Raw genomic sequence first — 18,537 nt, 5'->3', positions numbered from 1 at the left:
CTTTCTACCTTGTCCTGAAACAGACAGCCCGTCAGAGCCGCCGCCAGAGCGGCAACGATGACGGGCCGAAAGAACGCGTGGGTCATGCTAGCCGCCGAAGTCGTCGAGCAGAATGTTCTCCGGTTCGACGCCGAGATCAGTGAGCATCTTGATCACCGAGGCGTTCATCATGGGTGGGCCGCACATATAGAACTCGCAATCTTCAGGCGCCGGATGGTCCTTCAGGTAGTTCTCGTACAGCACGTTGTGAATGAAGCCGGTCGGGCCACCCCAGTCGTCTTCCGGTTGCGGATCAGAGAGTGCCAGATGCCACTGGAAGTTCTCGTTTTCGGCTTGCAGCTGGTCGTACTCTTCAACGTAAAACGCTTCACGCATCGAGCGGGCGCCATACCAGAAGCTCATCTTGCGTTTGGATTTCAGACGTTTGAGCTGATCGAAAATGTGCGAACGCATCGGAGCCATGCCCGCGCCACCACCGATGAAAACCATCTCGGCATCGGTATCCTTGGCGAAGAACTCACCGAAGGGACCGTAGACGGTCACCTTGTCACCCGGCTTCAGGCTGAAGACCCAGGAGGACATCTTGCCTGGTGGCAGGTCGTCCTTTCCTGGCGGCGGCGACGCGATACGAATATTGAATTTCACCAGACCGACTTCTTCCGGGTAGTTCGCCATGGAATAGGCACGAATCACGGTTTCGTCGACCTTGGAGACATATTTCCACTGGTTGAACTTGTCCCAATCGCCGCGATACTCCTCCTGAATATCGAAGTCCTTGTAGCGGACCTCGTGCGGCGGGCATTCCAGCTGCACGTAACCACCGGCGCGGAAGTCGACGTTCTCGCCTTCCGGCAGCTTAAGGGTCAGTTCCTTGATAAAAGTCGCCACGTTCGGGTTGGAGAGCACGGTGCACTCCCATTTCTTCACGCCGAAGACTTCTTCAGGCACCTCGATCTTCATATCCGCCTTGACTGGCGTCTGGCAGGACAGACGCCAGCCCTCACCGGCCTCGCGGCGGGTGAAATGCGATTCCTCGGTGGGCAACATCTCGCCGCCACCGCTTTCGACGACGCACTTGCACTGGGCGCAGGTACCGCCGCCACCGCATGCGGACGAAAGGAAAATGTTGTTGGAAGCAAGGGTCTGCAGCAGCTTGCCGCCCGCCGGAACCGTAATGGTGCGCTCGCCGTTGATCTCGATATTGACGTCGCCACTGGACACCAGTTTGGCGCGCGCTGCGAGGATGATCACCACCAGCGCAAGCACGATGGCGGTAAACATGCCGATGGCAAGGAAAATTTCGTAACTCATCAGTTCATCCCGTCCTTACAGCTGTACGCCAGAGAATGACATGAAGCCTAGCGACATCAGGCCGATGGTGATGAAGGTGATGCCCAGTCCCTGCAGGCCTTCTGGAACATCGCTGTACTTGAGCTTTTCGCGGATACCCGCCAACAGCATGATCGCCAGCGCCCAGGAAGCACCGGAACCAAAGCCGTAAACGGTACTTTCTGCCAGGTTGTAGTCCCGCTCGACCATGAACAGTGTGCCGCCCATGATGGCGCAGTTCACTGTGATCAGCGGCAGGAAGACGCCCAGTGCGTTGTAGAGGCTCGGTACGTACTTGTCCAAGAGCATTTCGAGGATCTGTACGATCGCCGCGATCACCCCGATATAGCTGAGCAGGCCCAGGAAGCTGAGATCCACTTCCGGCAGGCCGGCCCAGGACAGCGCACCCGCTTTGAGGAGATAGGTGTAGATCAGGTTGTTGGCGGGCACCGTGATGGCCTGCACCACAATTACCGCGATCCCCAGGCCGATTGCGGTCTCCACCTTCTTCGAGATCGCGATGAAGGTACACATGCCCAAGAAGAAGGCCAGCGCCATGTTCTCGATGAACACGGCACGGACGAACAGGCTGATGTAATGCTCCATTAGTAAGCCTCCTTGTTCGAGACTTGCGGCGCCATCTTGAAGGACGGCTTCTCGACCTGCTCTTTCTTCCAGCTGCGGATGCCCCAGATGAACAGGCCGATCAGGAAGAACGCCGACGGCGGAAGCAGCAGCAACCCGTTCGGCTGGTACCAGCCGCCATCGTTGACCACAGGAAGGATGGTGTAGCCCATCAGCTTGCCAGCGCCGAACAGTTCGCGGACGATGCCGAGCGCGATCAGCATGGCGCTGTAGCCGAGCCCGTTACCGAGCCCATCGAAGAACGACAGCATTGGCGGATTCTGCATGGCGAACGCTTCGGCACGCCCCATCACGATGCAGTTGGTGATGATCAGGCCGACAAATACCGAGAGCTGTTTGGACAGCGAGAAGGCGTAGGCCTTGAGGACCTGATCGACCACGATTACCAGCGACGCGATGATGACCATCTGCACGATCATGCGAATCGAGCCTGGAATCTGGCTGCGGATCATCGAGATGAAGAGGTTGGAAAACGCCACCACCAACGTCAGCGCAACGGACATGACCAGTGCGGTCTTGAGGTTGGAGGTGACGGCCAGCGCCGAACAGATTCCGAGAATCTGCAGGCCGATGGGGTTGTTGTTGAAGACCGGATTGAGCAGGACTTCTTTAATAGTAGGTTGCGACATGGTCAAACCTCCCCAGCGCGCAGGTTAGCGATAAATGGACCGAATCCGTTCTCGCCCAGCCAAAAGTGCAGCAGATTGTTCACCCCGTTGCTGGTCAGAGTTGCGCCGGCCAGAGCGTCGACCTGATGGTCGGCTCGCGGGCTTTGCGGATCGACGCCGCCCTTGACTACCTGGATGGCCAGCTCGCCGTTCTCGCTGAACAGCTCTTTGCCCTGCCACAGACCGCGCCACTTGGGATTGTCCACCTCGCCACCGAGGCCGGGGGTCTCGCCATGCTGATAGAAGCCCAGGCCTTCAACGGTATTGAGATCACCCTTGACGGCCATGAAGCCATACAAAGTCGACCACAGCCCATAACCACGAACCGGCACGATCAGCGTCTCGAGCTCTCCATTTTCCTCAACGGTGTATACAACGCTGTAGCGCTCGCGACGTTTGATCGAGGCGATGTCCTCTTCGCCCGGCAGCGCTTGCGAGAGCTCCGGATCCTTGGCGGCAACCAGCGGATCGAAGGTGTTCGGATCGAACTCGTCGCTGTACTTGCCGGTTTCCAGGTCGACCAGCTTGGCGACGATGCGTTCCTTGTAAAGCGCCTTCACCTGCTTGGCAGACATACCTGCCTCACCCAGGCCAGCGATCGCCAGAATGCTGCGTTGTTTGTCCAGCTGGCGGTTTTCCAGCTGTGTCGGGCGCAGTGCGACCGCCGCCCCCGAAACGAACACCGAGCAGACCAGGCAGACCAGCAGGGCCACGACCAGCGTGCGAACGGTGGATTCTTTTTGACTAGACATTACGTGCCAGCCTCCGCTTGATATTGGCCTGAACGACAAAGTGGTCAATCAACGGTGCGCATAGGTTGGCAAACAGAATGGCCAACATCATGCCCTCCGGAAACGCCGGGTTCACGACGCGGATCAGCACTACCATCACGCCGATCACGATGCCGAAAGCCCACTTGCCGGTATTGGTCATCGAGGCTGAAACCGGATCGGTCGCCATGAAGATCAGGCCAAAGGCGAAACCACCCACCACCATGTGCCAGTACCACGGCATGGCGAACATCGCGTTGGAATCCGAGCCGATCAGGTTGAACAGCGAACTGAGCGCGATCATGCCGAGCATGACGCCTGAGACGATGCGCCAGGAAGCGATCTTGGTCATCAGCAATACGGCGCCGCCAATGAAAATGGCCAGCGTACTGGTTTCGCCGATCGAGCCGTGAATGGTGCCAACAAAGGCGTCCATCCAGGTAATGCCGCTGGCGATCACGTTCTCCATCCCGCCGGCGAAGCTGAGGCTGAGCGCGGTCGCGCCAGCAAAGCCATCCACGGCCGTCCAGACCGCATCACCGGACATCTGCGCCGGATAGGCGAAGAACAGGAATGCACGGCCGGTCAGCGCCGGGTTGAGGAAGTTCTTGCCAGTGCCGCCGAAGATTTCCTTGCCGATCACGATACCGAAGCTGATACCCAACGCCACCTGCCAAAGCGGAACGCTCGGTGGCAGAGTCAGGGCGAACAGCACCGATGTGACGAAGAAGCCTTCGTTGACCTCATGCTTGCGGATGGAGGCGAACAGCACTTCCCAGAAACCGCCGACGATGAACGTCACCGCGTAAACCGGGATGAAGTACGCCGCGCCCTGGATGAAGTTGTCCCACAGGCTGTTCGGATCGAAGCCTGCAAGCGCACTGATCAACGCCATGCGCCAGCCTTCCTGCGCTGCGAGCAGATCAGGAGTCTGTGCGTAAATCAGGTTGGCCTGATAGCCGGTGTTCCACATACCGAAGAACATCGCCGGGAAGGTGCAGAGCCAGACCGTGATCATCATCCGCTTGAGGTCGATGCCGTCGCGCACGTGCGCAGTGGTCTTGGTCACACTACCGGGGCGATAGAGGAAGGTGTCTGCGGCTTCGTAGAGTGCATACCACTTTTCGTACTTGCCGCCCTTCTCGAAGTTGTGCTCGATCTTGTCGAGGAATTCACGAATGCCCATTCCTTATCCCTCCTTCTCGATGCGAGTCAGATTGTCCCGCAGGATCGGGCCGTATTCGTACTTACCGGCGCACACGTAGGTGCACAGCGCCAAATCTTCTTCGTCCAGTTCCAGGCAGCCGAGCTTTTGCGCCACCTCGGTGTCACCAACAATGAGCGAACGCAGCAATTGAGTCGGCAGCACGTCCAGCGGCATGACTTCCTCGTAGTTGCCGACCGGGACCATGGCCCGCGGACTGCCGTTGGTGGAGGTCGAGAAGGCGAACTTCTTGCCGCCCATCAGCTTGGAAATATAGATGTTGAGAATCGAGTGCTTTTCGCTACCGGCGCGCAGGTAGTGCAGCATCTCGCGCTCCTTGCCCTCGCGCAGGCAGGAAACCTGCTGGTGATAACGACCAAGGTAGGCGAAGGCCCCATGTGCCGTACGACCGCCCAATACCGAACCGGATACGACACGGTTGCCGCCTGGCTGCAGTTCACCAGCTGTCAGCTCGTCGAGGCTGGCGCCCAGACGGGTACGTACCAGACGTGGATTTTCCACCACAGGACCGGCAAGCGCCACCACGCGCTCGACCGACAGACGACCACTGGTAAACAGCGCGCCGACGGCGATGACGTCCTGATAGCCGATGGTCCAGACACTCTTGCTGGCGCTGACCGGATCGAGGAAGTGAATGTGCGTACCGGCAAGGCCGGCCGGATGTGGACCGGCGAAGCTTTCAGTCCTCACCTTGGCAAGCTGTTCGCCTGGCAACGAGGCACCTTCGGCTTTGCACAGGAACAGCTTGCCCAGATTACCGAGCACCTTGAGGCCTGCTTCGAAGTCAGAGGCGCGCTCAGCGATGATGATGGCCGGGTCTGCCGCCAGTGGATGGGTATCCATCGCCGTGACAAAAATGGAGCTAGGCACGGCATCGACAGCCGGCACTTTGCTGTAGGGGCGCGTACGCAGCGCGGTCCAGAGGCCCGACTGCTGCAGATTCTCGCGAACCTGCGCATCGCTCAGCCCTTCGAGTTCGATGGCGCCGTACTGGCTGAAAGTCACCTCGTCGGTGCCATCGAGATCGACGACCACCGATTGCAGGACACGCTTCTCACCGCGATGGATCGCGCTGACCACGCCAGCGCCGGGCGCGGTGAAAACCACACCGGGCGTCTTCTTGTCGGAAAACAGTACCTGCCCCAGCTTCACTCGATCACCGACCTGCACTTCCATGGTCGGCTTCATGCCGGGGTAGTCAAACCCCAATACAGCGACGCTTCGCACGGGCCTTCCAGCCTCGATACGCTGCGCCGGCGCACCTGCAATGGGCAAATCGAGCCCACGTTTTATATTGATCATCGGTTCGCTAACCACTGATTTAAAAGGCTTTTTTACGAGCCCCACGGCTTGACTAAGCAAATTGCGTGCTGTGCGCTGAGATATGTCATCAGCGCGACGCTATGCCGCGGGCCCAGGTAGAAATCCGCCCGATTATAGAGGTCGCGACCGGCCACTGACCACCCAAGGTCCTTCAATTTTTTGACTAACAACTAGCAGCGCCTAGCAACCGACTATTGACGCAGCGCTTCCTGCGGGCTGCGCACAACGGAATATAATCCGATGAACGCCAAGAAAAACGGGAGCCGAAGCTCCCGTTTCTTACCGCCCGATGCGTTAGCGCGGGAAAGCTGGCGGGTTGACGCCGGCCATATCTTCCATCACGCGAACGACCTGGCAGCTATAGCCGAACTCGTTGTCGTACCACACATAGAGAACGACACGGTTGTCGCTACAAATAGTGGCCTCAGCATCCACTACGCCAGCATGACGCGAACCGACGAAATCAGATGAAACCACTTCCTGCGAGTTGACGTAGTCGATCTGCTTCTGCAGATCCGAATGCATGGCCATCTGACGCAGGTATTCATTGATCTCTTCGCGGGAGGTGGCCTTTTCCAGGTTCAGGTTGAGAATCGCCATGGACACGTTGGGTGTCGGAACGCGGATAGCGTTGCCCGTCAGCTTGCCTTTAAGTACCGGCAGAGCCTTGGCGGCAGCCGTCGCGGCGCCGGTTTCGGTGATAACCATGTTCAGCGCGGCACTACGTCCACGACGACTCCCTTTGTGGAAGTTGTCGATCAGATTCTGGTCGTTGGTGTAGGAATGCACGGTTTCCACGTGGCCATTGACGATGCCGTACTGATCGTTGACTGCCTTGAGCACCGGCACGATGGCGTTGGTGGTGCAGGACGCCGCCGATACGATCTTGTCGTCTGCAGTGATCTCGCCGTGGTTGATGCCATGAACGATATTCTTCAGCTCGCCCTTGCCAGGCGCTGTGAGTACCACACGGTCCACACCGGGGCACTTGAGATGCTGACTAAGGCCTTCGGCGTCGCGCCACTTGCCGGTGTTGTCCACCAACAGGGCGTTCTCGATACCGTACTGGGTGTAATCCACCGAGGACGGATCGTTCGAGTAGATCACCTGGATCAGGTTGCCGTTGGCCGTGATGGTGTTGTTTTCCGCATCGATATGAATGGTGCCGTCGAACGGACCATGTACCGAATCACGACGCAGGAGACTGGCGCGCTTGACCAGATCGTTTTCGGCGCCCTTGCGGACGACAATCGCCCGCAGGCGCAGGCCGTCGCCACCGCCGGTCTTCTCGATGAGGATGCGTGCCAGCAGACGACCAATACGACCGAAGCCATAAAGCACGACGTCGGTACCTTTATGGATGCCCGATGTGTTGCGCTTGCCGGCGACGTCGGCCAATTCGTCACGGACGAACTGATCGAGGGTACGACCGTTGCCTTCAGCCTTGTACTTGGCGACGACCTTGCCCAGGTCAACCGAAGCGGCACCCAGGTCCATATCGCTCATGGTGGTAAGAATCTGGTGCGTCTCGTGTACGCAGAGCTCGGCTTCGTCAGCCTGACGGTGACGCGCGAATCGATGCGCCTTGAGCAGAGCAATGACCGAACGGTTGATCAACCCTCGGCCATAGATGGAAGTCACCACGTTGTTGTTACGATACAGCTGACCAATCAGCGGAATCATCGCTTCGGCGAGGGCTTCTCGATCAATCCATTCACCAAGACACTGGTCGGGCTTCTGAGTCACGGGCAGTTCCTTCCAACATGTAGGGGCTGAGAAAAAGGGCTACATTATGCCGGCGCACCCTAGCGCCGGCAATCTGTGCAGCGGAAACACTGACAGCATCCCGCACGGATAGTTACAATCCGGGCGGTCCATTTTTCGACCGGAGCCACGCCCACTCGTGTCCGTATTGCGCCTTCCGCCCATGCCTGCCGCCAGCGGCAAGCAAACCTGGGGCAACCTTCCTGGAGCCGCGCTGAGCCTGGCCATTGCCGAAGCTGCCAGCAACGCAGACCGATTCACCCTTCTCCTTACTGCCGACAGCCAAAGCGCCGAACGTTTACAGGAAGAACTCGCGTTCTTCGCCCCAGGGCTGCCAGTCCTGCATTTCCCCGACTGGGAAACCCTGCCTTATGACGTCTTTTCGCCACACCAGGACATCATTTCCCAACGCATCGCAGCGCTCTATCAGCTTCCCGAACTGACCCACGGCGTGCTGGTAGTCCCTATTACTACGGCGCTACACAGGCTCGCTCCAAAGCGTTTCCTGCTTGGATCGAGTTTGGTGCTGGATGTCGGACAGAAGCTCGATGTCGAGCAGATGCGCATGCGCCTGGAGGCGGCCGGTTATCGCTGCGTCGATACGGTTTATGAGCATGGCGAGTTCGCTGTGCGCGGCGCGCTGATCGACCTGTTCCCTATGGGCAGCCCACTGCCCTACCGCATCGACCTGTTCGACGACGAAATCGAGACGCTGCGCACCTTCGATCCGGAGAACCAGCGATCGATCGACAAGGTGGAGTCGATTCGCCTCCTGCCCGCGCGTGAATTTCCCCTGAAGAAAGAGTCGGTGACCGGGTTTCGCGCGCGGTTTCGCGAGCGCTTCGACGTGGATTTCCGTCGTTGCCCGGTTTACCAGGATCTGTCCACGGGAATCACCCCGGCGGGTATCGAGTATTACCTGCCGCTGTTCTTCGACGAAACCTCGACGCTGTTCGACTATCTGCCGGAGGACACCCAGGTGTTCTCGTTACCGGGAATCGAGCAGGCGGCCGAGCATTTCTGGAAGGACGTACGCAATCGCTACGAGGAACGCCGCGTCGATCCCGAACGGCCGCTGTTGCCGCCCGCCGAGCTGTTCATGCCCGTGGAGGATTGCTTCGCCCACCTTAAATCCTGGCCGCGCGTGGTGGTCAGCCAGGACGATGTGGAAACGGGCATCGGTCGCGAGCGCTTTCCGGCCAGCCGCTTTCCTGAGTTGGCGATAGATGCCAAGGCCAGCGAGCCGCTGGGCGCGCTGCGCCGCTTCCTCGACGAGTTCTCCGGCCGGGTGCTGTTCACCGCCGAATCAGCCGGGCGTCGCGAGGTTCTACTTGAACTGTTGGCAAGACTGAAGCTGCGCCCGCAGGAAGTCGCCGGCTGGCCACAATTCGTCGAAAGCGGCGAGCGATTGGCAATCACCATCGCGCCATTGGATGACGGGCTGCTGTTGCAAGACCCGACACTGGCGCTGATCGCCGAGAGCCCGCTGTTCGGCCAGCGCATCATGCAGCGCCGGCGTCGCGAGAAAGGGCGCGATGCCGGCGAGAACGTCATCAAGAACCTCACCGAGTTGCGCGAAGGCGCGCCGGTGGTACATATCGACCACGGCGTCGGGCGCTACCAAGGTCTGGTCACGCTGGAAATTGAAGGCCAGGCCGCCGAGTTCCTCATGCTGCAATACGCCGAGGAAGCCAAGCTTTACGTACCGGTTTCCAGCCTGCACCTGATCGCGCGCTACACCGGCAGCGACGATGCCCTGGCACCGCTGCACCGCCTCGGCTCGGAAACCTGGCAGAAGGCCAAGCGCAAAGCAGCCGAGCAGGTCCGCGATGTCGCCGCCGAGCTGCTCGATATTTACGCGCGCCGCGCCGCACGCGAAGGCCACGCTTTCGAAGATCCGCAGCTCGATTACGAGACCTTCAGCGCCGGCTTCCCGTTCGAAGAGACCCCGGACCAGCAGGCCGCCATCGAAGCGGTTCGCACCGACATGCTGGCGCCACGGCCCATGGACCGGCTGATCTGTGGCGACGTCGGTTTCGGCAAGACGGAAGTGGCCATGCGCGCGGCGTTCATCGCCGTGCACAGCGGCCGGCAAGTTGCGGTGCTGGTGCCGACTACCCTCCTCGCCCAGCAGCACTACAACAGTTTCCGTGACCGCTTCGCCGACTGGCCGGTACGCGTCGAGGTGATGAGCCGCTTCAAGTCGGCCAAGGAAATCCAGGCCGCGGTGCAGGAATTATCCGAAGGTAAGGTCGACATTCTCATCGGCACCCACAAACTGCTGCAGGACGATGTGAAGTTCACGAATCTGGGCCTGGTCATCATCGACGAGGAACACCGCTTCGGGGTGCGCCAGAAAGAGCAGCTCAAGGCGCTGCGCAGTGAAGTGGACATCCTCACCCTGACCGCCACCCCGATTCCGCGCACCTTGAACATGGCGGTGGCCGGCATGCGCGACCTGTCGATCATCGCCACGCCGCCGGCACGTCGGCTGTCGGTGCGCACCTTCGTCATGGAGCAGCAGAACTCGGTGATCAAGGAAGCGCTACTACGCGAGCTGCTGCGTGGCGGCCAGGTCTACTACCTGCACAACGACGTCAAGACCATCGAGAAATGCGCTGCCGACCTCGCCGAGCTGGTGCCCGAAGCGCGCATCGGTGTCGGGCACGGGCAGATGCGCGAGCGTGAGCTGGAACAGGTGATGGGGGACTTCTACCACAAGCGCTTCAACGTGCTGATCGCCTCGACCATCATCGAGACCGGCATCGACGTGCCCAGCGCCAACACCATCATCATCGAACGCGCGGACAAATTCGGTCTGGCCCAGCTGCATCAGTTGCGCGGTCGCGTCGGTCGCAGCCACCACCAAGCCTATGCCTATCTGCTGACCCCGCCGCGCAAGGCCATGACGCCTGATGCCGAAAAGCGTTTGGAAGCCATCGCCAACGCACAGGACCTGGGCGCAGGCTTCGTCCTCGCCACCCACGATCTGGAAATACGCGGCGCGGGCGAGCTGCTCGGCGATGGCCAGAGCGGGCAGATCCAGGCGGTCGGTTTCACGCTTTATATGGAAATGCTCGAGCGAGCGGTCAAGTCGATCCAGAAAGGCGAGCAACCAAACCTTGACCAGCCGTTGGGCGGCGGCCCGGAAATCAACCTGCGCGTACCGGCGTTGATTCCTGAAGACTACCTGCCCGACGTACACGCACGACTGATCCTCTACAAGCGCATCGCCAACGCCGCCGACGAGAACGGCCTACGCGAACTGCAGGTCGAAATGATCGATCGCTTCGGGCTGTTGCCCGAGCCAGCCAAACATTTGGTCAGGCTGACGCTGCTCAAGCTGCAGGCCGCTAACCTCGGCATAACCAAGATCGATGCGGGCCCGCAGGGTGGCCGTATCGAGTTCGCCGCGGATACCAGCGTCGATCCGATGGTGCTGATCAAGCTGATTCAGAGCCAGCCCAAACGCTACAAGTTCGAAGGCGCCACGGTGTTCAAATTTCAGGTGCCGATGGAACGACCTGAAGAGCGCTTCAACACGCTCGAAGCCTTGCTCGAGCGACTGGCCACAGCGAGCGGGTGAGGATGCGGTACACGTGCACTAACCGAGGCGGCGCGCTGATTGATGTCCGGTAGTTTTCTGGCCCATATGCCGCCAACCTGGCGGCTTCCGTTTTCCGAAAACGCGCTTGCCCGCGGGCTGCAATATTCCCGAGAGGGGCGTGTCAGGCTGCTGCGTGAAGACGCACGATTCGTGGAAGGCAGCTGCCGAGGGGCCGCGGGCAACCAGTATCGGCAATCGCTGCAACTGTCCGGTAACGGTGGGCTCAGCTGCATCTGCAGCTGTCCGGTAGGCCTCAACTGCAAGCATGCGGCGGCACTCATTCTTTATCTCGAACGTCAGGCCGAACACCCGGCATCAAACACAGCCGCCGAGCCGGACGATCAGCTTCCAGGCACCGTGGAACACTGGTTGTCCCAACTTTCGCTGGCGTTGGGCAACCCCCAAAACACCGGCCAGCAGTGGTGCCTTCATTATCGAGTCATGCCGGACGTACACATCGAGGTCTACAAGGTACGGCTGCGAACGGACGGATCCTTTGGCGAAAGGCAGCCCTATTACGGCATACGCGAAGCCAGCTTTCGCCAACCCCGTTTCATGCAGCCGTTGGACTTGCATATCGCGGCGCTCCTGACGCTGGGCCGAGGCGCCACCCATGCATTCATGCTCAGCGGCGAAAACGGCGGCGAGGCCCTGCGCCTGATCCTGGAAACCGGCCGCGCCTACGTCGAATGGACCCGCCCACCGCTGCAATCTGGCCTGTCTCGCCAGGCGCGTTTCAATTGGACGCAGCAGCCCGATGGATCCTTCCGCCCCAGCCTGGACATGAACGAACGGGTGGATGAGCTGCTCACCGCGGTGGATCCGCTGTACTACCTCGACGAACAGCGAAACGAAGTCGGCCTGGTGAATCATGGCTTGACGGTGGCGCTGGCCAGGCACCTGCTCGCCGCACCCTCGGTTCCCTCAGCCCAAGCTGCACTATTCAGCCTGTCGCTCAATGAAATCGCCCCGCAGCTTCCAGCACCAGCCAAGGCGCAAGAACAGCGGATCGACGATGTGATACCCATCGCCCAGCTTGCCCTCGGCAGCCATCACTCCGTCAACTACCAGCCGAGCAGCGGGCGCATGGTGAACGAGCTGCAGCACCGGGCGGGGCTCAGTTTCGTCTACGGTAAAATCAGCGTGCACGGCAACGCCAAAGCCGAGCAGCGCATCCGTCAGACCGACGGCGAAAGGGTGCTCAGCATGGCTCGCCAACCCGCAGCGGAGCAGGCGCTGCGCCAGCAGCTGAAACACCTGGGCTTTCGCCCGTCGCTGCGACAAAGCCTGGCCTTGCCGAAGGATTCGGCGGAAATGTACGAGCTGCCCAGCGAAGCCGCCTGGCTGCACTTCGTCCAGGAGCATTTGCCGCAGTTGCGCGAAAAAGGCTGGTGGATCGCCATGCAGCCCGGCTTCGCTTATGACCTGACGCCCGTGGATGCCTGGTACGTCGAGCTCGACGAGCCTCCGGAGCATAACTGGTTCGATCTTGAGCTCGGCATTATCGTCGAAGGCGAACGCATCAGCCTGTTGCCAGTCCTGCTCGGCCTGATCCGCCGAAACCCTGCGCTGCTTTCCCAGCAAGCCCTGGCTCGACGCGCCGACGACGAAACCCTACGCGTGCAGCTCGACAAGCGCCGCGCAGAGGATGACCGCCCCTTGCAAGTGCTGCTGCCATTTGGTCGCCTGAAAGCGATTCTGGCGACCCTTGCCGAACTGTACCTGGGCGGCGACCAGCCAAGCGCCGACATAGTTCGTCTGGGCCGCGCCGATGCGGCACGACTGACACAACTGGATGCTCTGACACCGCAATGGCATGGCGGCGAGCAGGCGCGCGAGTTTGCACAACGGCTGCGCGACTATCGCCAGCAGACGGTTAGCGCGCCGGTCGGCCTGAATGCGCAGTTACGGCCGTACCAGCTGGACGGTCTGCGCTGGATGCAGACGCTACGCACCCTTGAGGTCGGCGGCATCCTCGGCGATGACATGGGCCTGGGCAAGACGCTGCAAACCCTGGCGCATCTGCTCCTGGAAAAAGAGGCAGGCCGCCTCGATCGCCCCTGTCTGGTGGTCATGCCCACCAGCCTCATACCCAACTGGCAGGACGAAGCGGCCCGCTTCGCACCCGCACTGAAGGTGGTCACGCTGCATGGCTCATCGCGCCAGCAGCACTATGAGCACCTGACCGAATACGACGTTTTGTTCACCACCTATGCGCTGCTGCCCAGGGATATCGACCGGCTCGTCGAACTGCCCTTGCACGTACTGGTGCTCGATGAAGCGCAGAACATCAAAAACGCCAGCAGCAAAGCCGCCCAGGCCGCCGGACGCCTGAACACCCGTCAGCGCCTTTGCCTCACCGGCACGCCTCTGGAAAACCACTTGGGCGAGTTATGGTCCCTGTTCAACTTCCTCATGCCCGGCTGGCTGGGCGATGCGAAGCGCTTCAACCGCGATTACCGCAACCCTATCGAGAAGAACGGGGATAGCGATCGGTTGCAGCACCTCACGAACCGGATCAAGCCATTCCTGTTGCGACGGCGCAAGGAGCAGGTGGCGCGCGAGCTGCCTGCCAAGAATGAAATCCTGCATTGGGTAGAGCTGAACGCAGCCCAACGCGACCTCTATGAAACCGTGCGATTGGCGATGGACAGCAAGGTACGCGACGAGATCGACCGCAAAGGGTTGGCGCGCAGCCAGATCGTCATTCTCGATGCGTTGCTCAAGCTGCGCCAGGTTTGCTGCGATCTGCGTCTGGTCAAGAGCGACGCCACCAAGCCGACACGCGGGAGCAGCTCGGGCAAGCTCGACAGTCTGATGGAGATGCTCACCGAGCTGTTGGCCGAGGGACGCCGCATCCTGCTGTTTTCACAGTTCACTTCAATGCTCGCGCTGATCGAAGAAGAGCTGCGCAGCCGCGCCATCGACTACGTTCAGATCACCGGCGACACCAAGGACCGGCGCACGCCCGTGCGGCGCTTCCAGAGCGGCGAAGTGCCGCTGTTTCTGATCAGTCTCAAGGCCGGCGGCACGGGCCTGAACCTGACCGCCGCCGACACCGTGATCCACTACGATCCCTGGTGGAATCCCGCGGCGGAAAACCAGGCCACCGACCGCGCCCACCGTATCGGTCAGGACAAGCCCGTATTCGTCTACAAACTGATTGCGCGCGCCACGGTTGAGGAAAAGATTCAACAGTTGCAGCGGCACAAGGCCGAGCTGGCGGCCGGCGTGCTGGACGCCGGCCATCGGAGTGAGTGGCAATTGGAGCCAAGCGACATCGAGGCGTTGTTCGCGCCGCTACCGTAGTGCAGGAAGGCCGACGATGCGCCGACTGGTAATCCCCACCGATTTCGATCGGGTCTATGACATCTACATGCACGAAGCAGTAGTGCCGTTTCTCGGCTTCGATCCGATGCCGCGCGAAGCCTTCGGCACGGTATTCGATCCGCTGTTCGAAAGCGGTAGTTTCTACGTCGTCGAAGTCGAAGGTCGCGTTCAGGGGTTCTATCAGGTGCGCCGGCATCTTGGCCGCGCCGCGCATGTCGCCTATCTGGGAACCCTGGCGGTGGCACCGGAAGCGCAGGGCAGCGGTATCGCCAGCGCGATGATGAACGATGCCCTGGCCCATCTGCGCAGAGCCGGCATCACTCGCGTAGAACTGACCGTGGAAGCCGACAATCCGCGCGCCATCGCCTTCTATGAGCGCTTTGGATTCGTTCTCGAAGGTGTTCAGAGGGCAGCGTACAAACGCGCCTGCGAGGACCGCTATGTCGATGAACTGATGTATGGATTGCTGTTGAACAGGGAATGATTCGCCATGAATTGACGCGACGCCCAGCGATCACGAACCGCCAGGCGCCGCGCCGTGCGGTCAGCCTTTCAGCTTGACGGCGGTCTGAGCGACCAGTTCGCCCTGATAGCGAGCGATGGTCAGCTCCTTCTCGGACGGCTGACGCGAGCCATCTCCACCGGCGATGGTCGAAGCACCATAAGGCGTGCCGCCGTTGACTGCAGAAATATCGAAGAACTCACCGATGCCGTAGCCGGTCGGCACGATGATCATTCCGTGGTGCGCCAGAGTGGTCCAGGTCGAGGTGATGGTCATCTCCTGGCCGCCACCGGTCCCGGTGGAGGTGAACACGCTGGCCACCTTGCCGTGCAGCGCGCCCTTGGCCCAGAGGCCCCCGGTCTGGTCGAGGAAGTTGCGCATCTGCCCGGACATGTTGCCGAAGCGGGTTGGCGTGCCGAAGATGATGGCATCGTAATCGGGCAGTTCGGCCGGGCTGGCAACCGGTGCGGGCTGATCGATCTTGCCGCCGGCGTTCTTGAAGGCCTCCTCCGGCATAGTTTCTGGAACGCGCTTGATGGTCACCTCGGCACTCTCGACGCGGCGTGCGCCCTCGGCGACGGCGTTGGCCATGGTTTCGATGTGGCCGTACATCGAGTGATAAAGCACAAGAATCTTCGCCATTTCGGTCTTCCTCTTTCTGGTTTTGTGTTCCGGTTCTTCGCGTTTTGCCGGACGACTCGCTCAGCATGATTGGGTTAGCTTCCAGACTCGCCTGCCAGCCGCGACCCTCGTATTCGGCAACCTGCCCGATGGAAAGTGTCGCGACTGAGGCGCACATCGACCGGATCAGCGACATAGCGCGCCGGTCAGCGAACGAGGCCATCTTCCATTGGCCTGCTGCGTGCTTGGATGGATTATTCCGCACGAATCAATCGATAAATCGGATATAACAGCCGCAGGACCTCAGACAAGAAACCGCAGCACGTCCTCCAGCAACAATTCGGGCACTTCTTCTGGAAGGTAATGACCGGCCGGCAGCGCCTTGCCTTGCACGTCTACCGCCACCGCTCGCCATTCTTTCAATGGATCGAAACAGCGCTGGATTACGCCCCTCGAACCCCAGAGCACCAGCAACGGCGCCTCGATCATCCGGCCAGCGGTGCGATCTTCGCGATCATGTTCGAGGTCGATGCCAGCGCTGGCTCGATAGTCTTCGCAAAATGCGTGAATGGTGCCGGGCAGCTTCATGCAACGCAGGTATTCGGCGTAAGCCGCATCACTGAATGGATGGACATGATCGGCGCGGGTGGCCACGGCGCTGCGCAGGATCAGTTCGGGATCAGCCTCGAGCAGCGTTTCCGGCAACGGTGCCGGGCGAATCAGAAAGAACCAGTGCCAGTACGCCCGAGCGAAGGTTTCGTCAGTCTGGCTGTACATCGCCAGGGTCGGTGCGATGTCGAGCAGGATCAGCCGCCGCACCGCCTGTGGGTGATCCATCGCGAGACGGTGACTGACTCGCGCACCGCGGTCATGGGCCAGGATGTCGAAGCGCTCGAAACCCAACGTGCGCATCAGTTCGACCTGATCGCGCGCCATCTCGCGCTTGCTGTAGGCGACATGGTATTCGCCGCCTTCAGGCTTGCTGCTGTCGCCATAGCCTCGCAGATCGGCAGCCACCACGGTGAATCGCGCGGCCAGTTGATCGGCAATTTCATGCCAGATCACGTGGGTCTGTGGGTACCCATGAAGCAACAACAAAGGTGGCCCTGATCCACCCTTTCGATAGTTGATCCGTACCCCATTGACATCGCATTCGCCACGCTGGAATTGCTCAAACATCGGACCGCTCCTGCTGGAAAGCCCTAAGCCTAGGCGTAGATAGCGGGTTCGCAACAGCACATCGCAACAACTGGCAGCAGCGACCGGTTACAGGCCCCGACGCGGCAGCAGACTCAGCCCAGCGCCAGCGGCAAAAACAACGCAATGAGAATGCCCAGCAGACTCATCCCCAATGCCGCGAAGGCTCCGCACTCGTCGCCCTCCTCCAACGCCCGCGCCGTGCCAATGGCGTGGGCATTGATGCCGTAACTCAGCCCACGTGCCGCTGGATGATCGACGCCGGCCAAGCCCAGTAACAGCGGCCCTAGCGCTGTCCCGATCACGCCGGTGAGCATCACGAATACCGCGGCCAGCGAAGCGAGGCCGCCAATCTGCTCGGCCACCAGCATGGCGATCGGCATCGTTGCGGCCTTGGGCGACAAACTCATCAGTACGGAGAAGTCCGCTCCCAATGCGCCGGCAATCGTAAGCGTCAGGACCACGCCCAGTACCCCACCGCTGACCAGCGTGATGAGGATTGGCCAGAACAATTGCTGAATACGCCGTATGTGCCGGTACAACGGCACCGCCAGCGCCACCGTTGCAGGGCCAACCAGCACGGCGATCATGGAAGCATCGGCACGGTAGCTCGCATAGTCGATCCCGCACAGATAAAGCGTGCCGACCACCAACAGCATGCCGACCATGACCGGTTGCAGCACCAGCCAGCCACTTCGCCGATAGAGCGCCAGCGCCAGTTGGAAGGCGATCAGCGTCAGCCCCACGGAAAACAGCGGGTGATCCAGCGTCATCTCCCAGACGTTGCGCCAATCGACATTGCTCATGCCTGATCCTCCTGGCGGCGATCCATGCGCCTGATCAGCCGCTGCATCAGCCAGCCGCAGAACGGCACGGTCACCGCCAGCGACAGGATCAGCCCTGCCGCGATAGCGGGCAGATTAGAAAGCAAGGCATCGCTGCTGGTCATGATGCCCGCCGCCGGCACGATGAGCAGCAATGGCAGGTATTGCAGTAGCAGTGCGGCTGTCTTTTCCAGGGGCTCCGGAATGCCCCGTCGCAGCAACAGCACGCCAAACAGCAACACCATTCCGATGATCGGTCCGGGCAGAGCGGGCAGTAGAGAGAGGTGGATGACACTGCCAAGCAATTGCAGTACGACCAGCCAGGTCAGGCCTTTGAGAATCATGGGGGTCCTTGATAGGCAGCAGAACGGAACGGGGATCATGCCGGGAACAGTGGTGCACGGCACGCTTTTACAACGCAGACCGGACTATCACCTGCCCGCGCCGCAACGAAACAGGTGCAGTTCGATTTGAAAAAGCCGGATCAGCAACGCAGCGAGCACTGTGACCTGGCGTCGCAGGCTCTGCTCTGCTTCCACTCACCGGCGCTTTCAGCGCCCCAGTGCCATGCCCGGCGCTCAGGCTTTCCGCTCGGCACGCCTGGCGTAAAAGCCCCACCGGTCGAACAGATCGATCATCTGATCCGTATTTTTCCGACTAACCTGGGCCTGTTATGCACCGCGTGTGCGTCCGATCATCAGCGCCGCCTGATTAGCCTGATAGGGGCGACAC

14 protein-coding genes are annotated in these 18,537 nt (G+C 60.6%); 3 read left to right on the top strand and 11 right to left on the bottom strand.

Going from position 1 to position 18,537, the window contains the following annotated elements:
- Positions 1-87 precede the first annotated feature (87 nt).
- The 7 genes from nqrF to CH92_RS06570 form a co-directional block, all read right to left on the bottom strand.
- Complete coding sequence (gene nqrF, locus CH92_RS06600; protein WP_025240990.1) at positions 88-1,314, bottom strand: NADH:ubiquinone reductase (Na(+)-transporting) subunit F; 1,227 nt, start codon at positions 1,312-1,314, stop codon at positions 88-90.
- A 12-nt stretch (positions 1,315-1,326) separates the two neighbouring features.
- Positions 1,327-1,935: an NADH:ubiquinone reductase (Na(+)-transporting) subunit E gene (nqrE, locus tag CH92_RS06595; protein WP_021206512.1), complete on the bottom strand. Its 609-nt coding sequence runs from the start codon at positions 1,933-1,935 to the stop codon at positions 1,327-1,329.
- Entirely contained in the window at positions 1,935-2,609 is a 675-nt protein-coding gene (locus CH92_RS06590) for an NADH:ubiquinone reductase (Na(+)-transporting) subunit D (RefSeq protein WP_200869643.1), read from the bottom strand. The genes nqrE and CH92_RS06590 overlap by 1 nt, the downstream gene beginning before the upstream one ends.
- Entirely contained in the window at positions 2,606-3,394 is a 789-nt protein-coding gene (locus tag CH92_RS06585) for a Na(+)-translocating NADH-quinone reductase subunit C (RefSeq protein WP_025240988.1), read from the bottom strand. The genes CH92_RS06590 and CH92_RS06585 overlap by 4 nt, the downstream gene beginning before the upstream one ends.
- Positions 3,387-4,598 (bottom strand): NADH:ubiquinone reductase (Na(+)-transporting) subunit B, encoded by a 1,212-nt coding sequence (locus CH92_RS06580; RefSeq protein ID WP_025240987.1) that lies wholly within the window; start codon positions 4,596-4,598, stop codon positions 3,387-3,389. The genes CH92_RS06585 and CH92_RS06580 overlap by 8 nt, the downstream gene beginning before the upstream one ends.
- Before the next feature lie 3 nt (positions 4,599-4,601).
- The gene (locus CH92_RS06575) at positions 4,602-5,939 is read right to left on the bottom strand and encodes a Na(+)-translocating NADH-quinone reductase subunit A (protein WP_025240986.1); all 1,338 of its coding nucleotides are present in this window, start codon (positions 5,937-5,939) and stop codon (positions 4,602-4,604) included.
- Positions 5,940-6,254: 315 nt separating this feature from the next.
- Positions 6,255-7,706, bottom strand: a complete 1,452-nt coding sequence (locus CH92_RS06570) for a glyceraldehyde-3-phosphate dehydrogenase (protein ID WP_025240985.1) — start codon at positions 7,704-7,706, stop codon at positions 6,255-6,257.
- 157 nt (positions 7,707-7,863) lie between these two features.
- Here CH92_RS06570 and mfd point away from each other — a divergent pair, with 157 nt between their 5' ends.
- Genes mfd through CH92_RS06555 form a run of 3 tightly spaced genes read left to right on the top strand, consistent with a single transcriptional unit; the run spans position 7,864 to position 15,145 of the window.
- On the top strand, positions 7,864-11,310 hold the full coding sequence (gene mfd / locus CH92_RS06565; protein WP_025240984.1) for a transcription-repair coupling factor: 3,447 nt from the start codon (positions 7,864-7,866) through the stop codon (positions 11,308-11,310).
- A gap of 42 nt (positions 11,311-11,352) precedes the next feature.
- Entirely contained in the window at positions 11,353-14,640 is a 3,288-nt protein-coding gene (locus CH92_RS06560) for a DEAD/DEAH box helicase (RefSeq protein ID WP_080689978.1), read from the top strand.
- Positions 14,641-14,656: 16 nt separating this feature from the next.
- A complete protein-coding gene (locus CH92_RS06555) occupies positions 14,657-15,145 on the top strand; it encodes a GNAT family N-acetyltransferase (RefSeq protein ID WP_025240982.1) in 489 nt (162 codons plus the stop codon).
- 60 nt (positions 15,146-15,205) lie between these two features.
- Here CH92_RS06555 and wrbA read toward each other — a convergent pair whose 3' ends face one another.
- The 4 genes from wrbA to CH92_RS06535 all read right to left on the bottom strand — a co-directional run bounded on the left by wrbA (position 15,206) and on the right by CH92_RS06535 (position 18,149).
- Positions 15,206-15,805 (bottom strand): NAD(P)H:quinone oxidoreductase, encoded by a 600-nt coding sequence (gene wrbA, locus CH92_RS06550; protein WP_025240981.1) that lies wholly within the window; start codon positions 15,803-15,805, stop codon positions 15,206-15,208.
- A 282-nt stretch (positions 15,806-16,087) separates the two neighbouring features.
- Positions 16,088-16,963 carry an alpha/beta fold hydrolase gene (locus tag CH92_RS06545; RefSeq protein WP_025240980.1) on the bottom strand — a complete coding sequence of 292 codons (876 nt, stop codon included), beginning with the start codon at positions 16,961-16,963 and terminating at the stop codon, positions 16,088-16,090.
- Positions 16,964-17,076: 113 nt separating this feature from the next.
- Entirely contained in the window at positions 17,077-17,787 is a 711-nt protein-coding gene (locus tag CH92_RS06540; RefSeq protein ID WP_025240979.1) for an LrgB family protein, read from the bottom strand.
- Complete coding sequence (locus tag CH92_RS06535) at positions 17,784-18,149, bottom strand: CidA/LrgA family protein (protein WP_025240978.1); 366 nt, start codon at positions 18,147-18,149, stop codon at positions 17,784-17,786. Before CH92_RS06535 ends, CH92_RS06540 begins: the two co-directional genes overlap by 4 nt.
- Positions 18,150-18,537: the final 388 nt, after the last annotated feature.

Origin of the sequence: Stutzerimonas stutzeri (assembly GCF_000590475.1) — a bacterium.
Classification (GTDB): domain Bacteria; phylum Pseudomonadota; class Gammaproteobacteria; order Pseudomonadales; family Pseudomonadaceae; genus Stutzerimonas; species Stutzerimonas stutzeri_D.
Note: the sequence above shows the minus strand (reverse complement) of the source record. Positions and strands in the feature narration are given on the sequence as shown.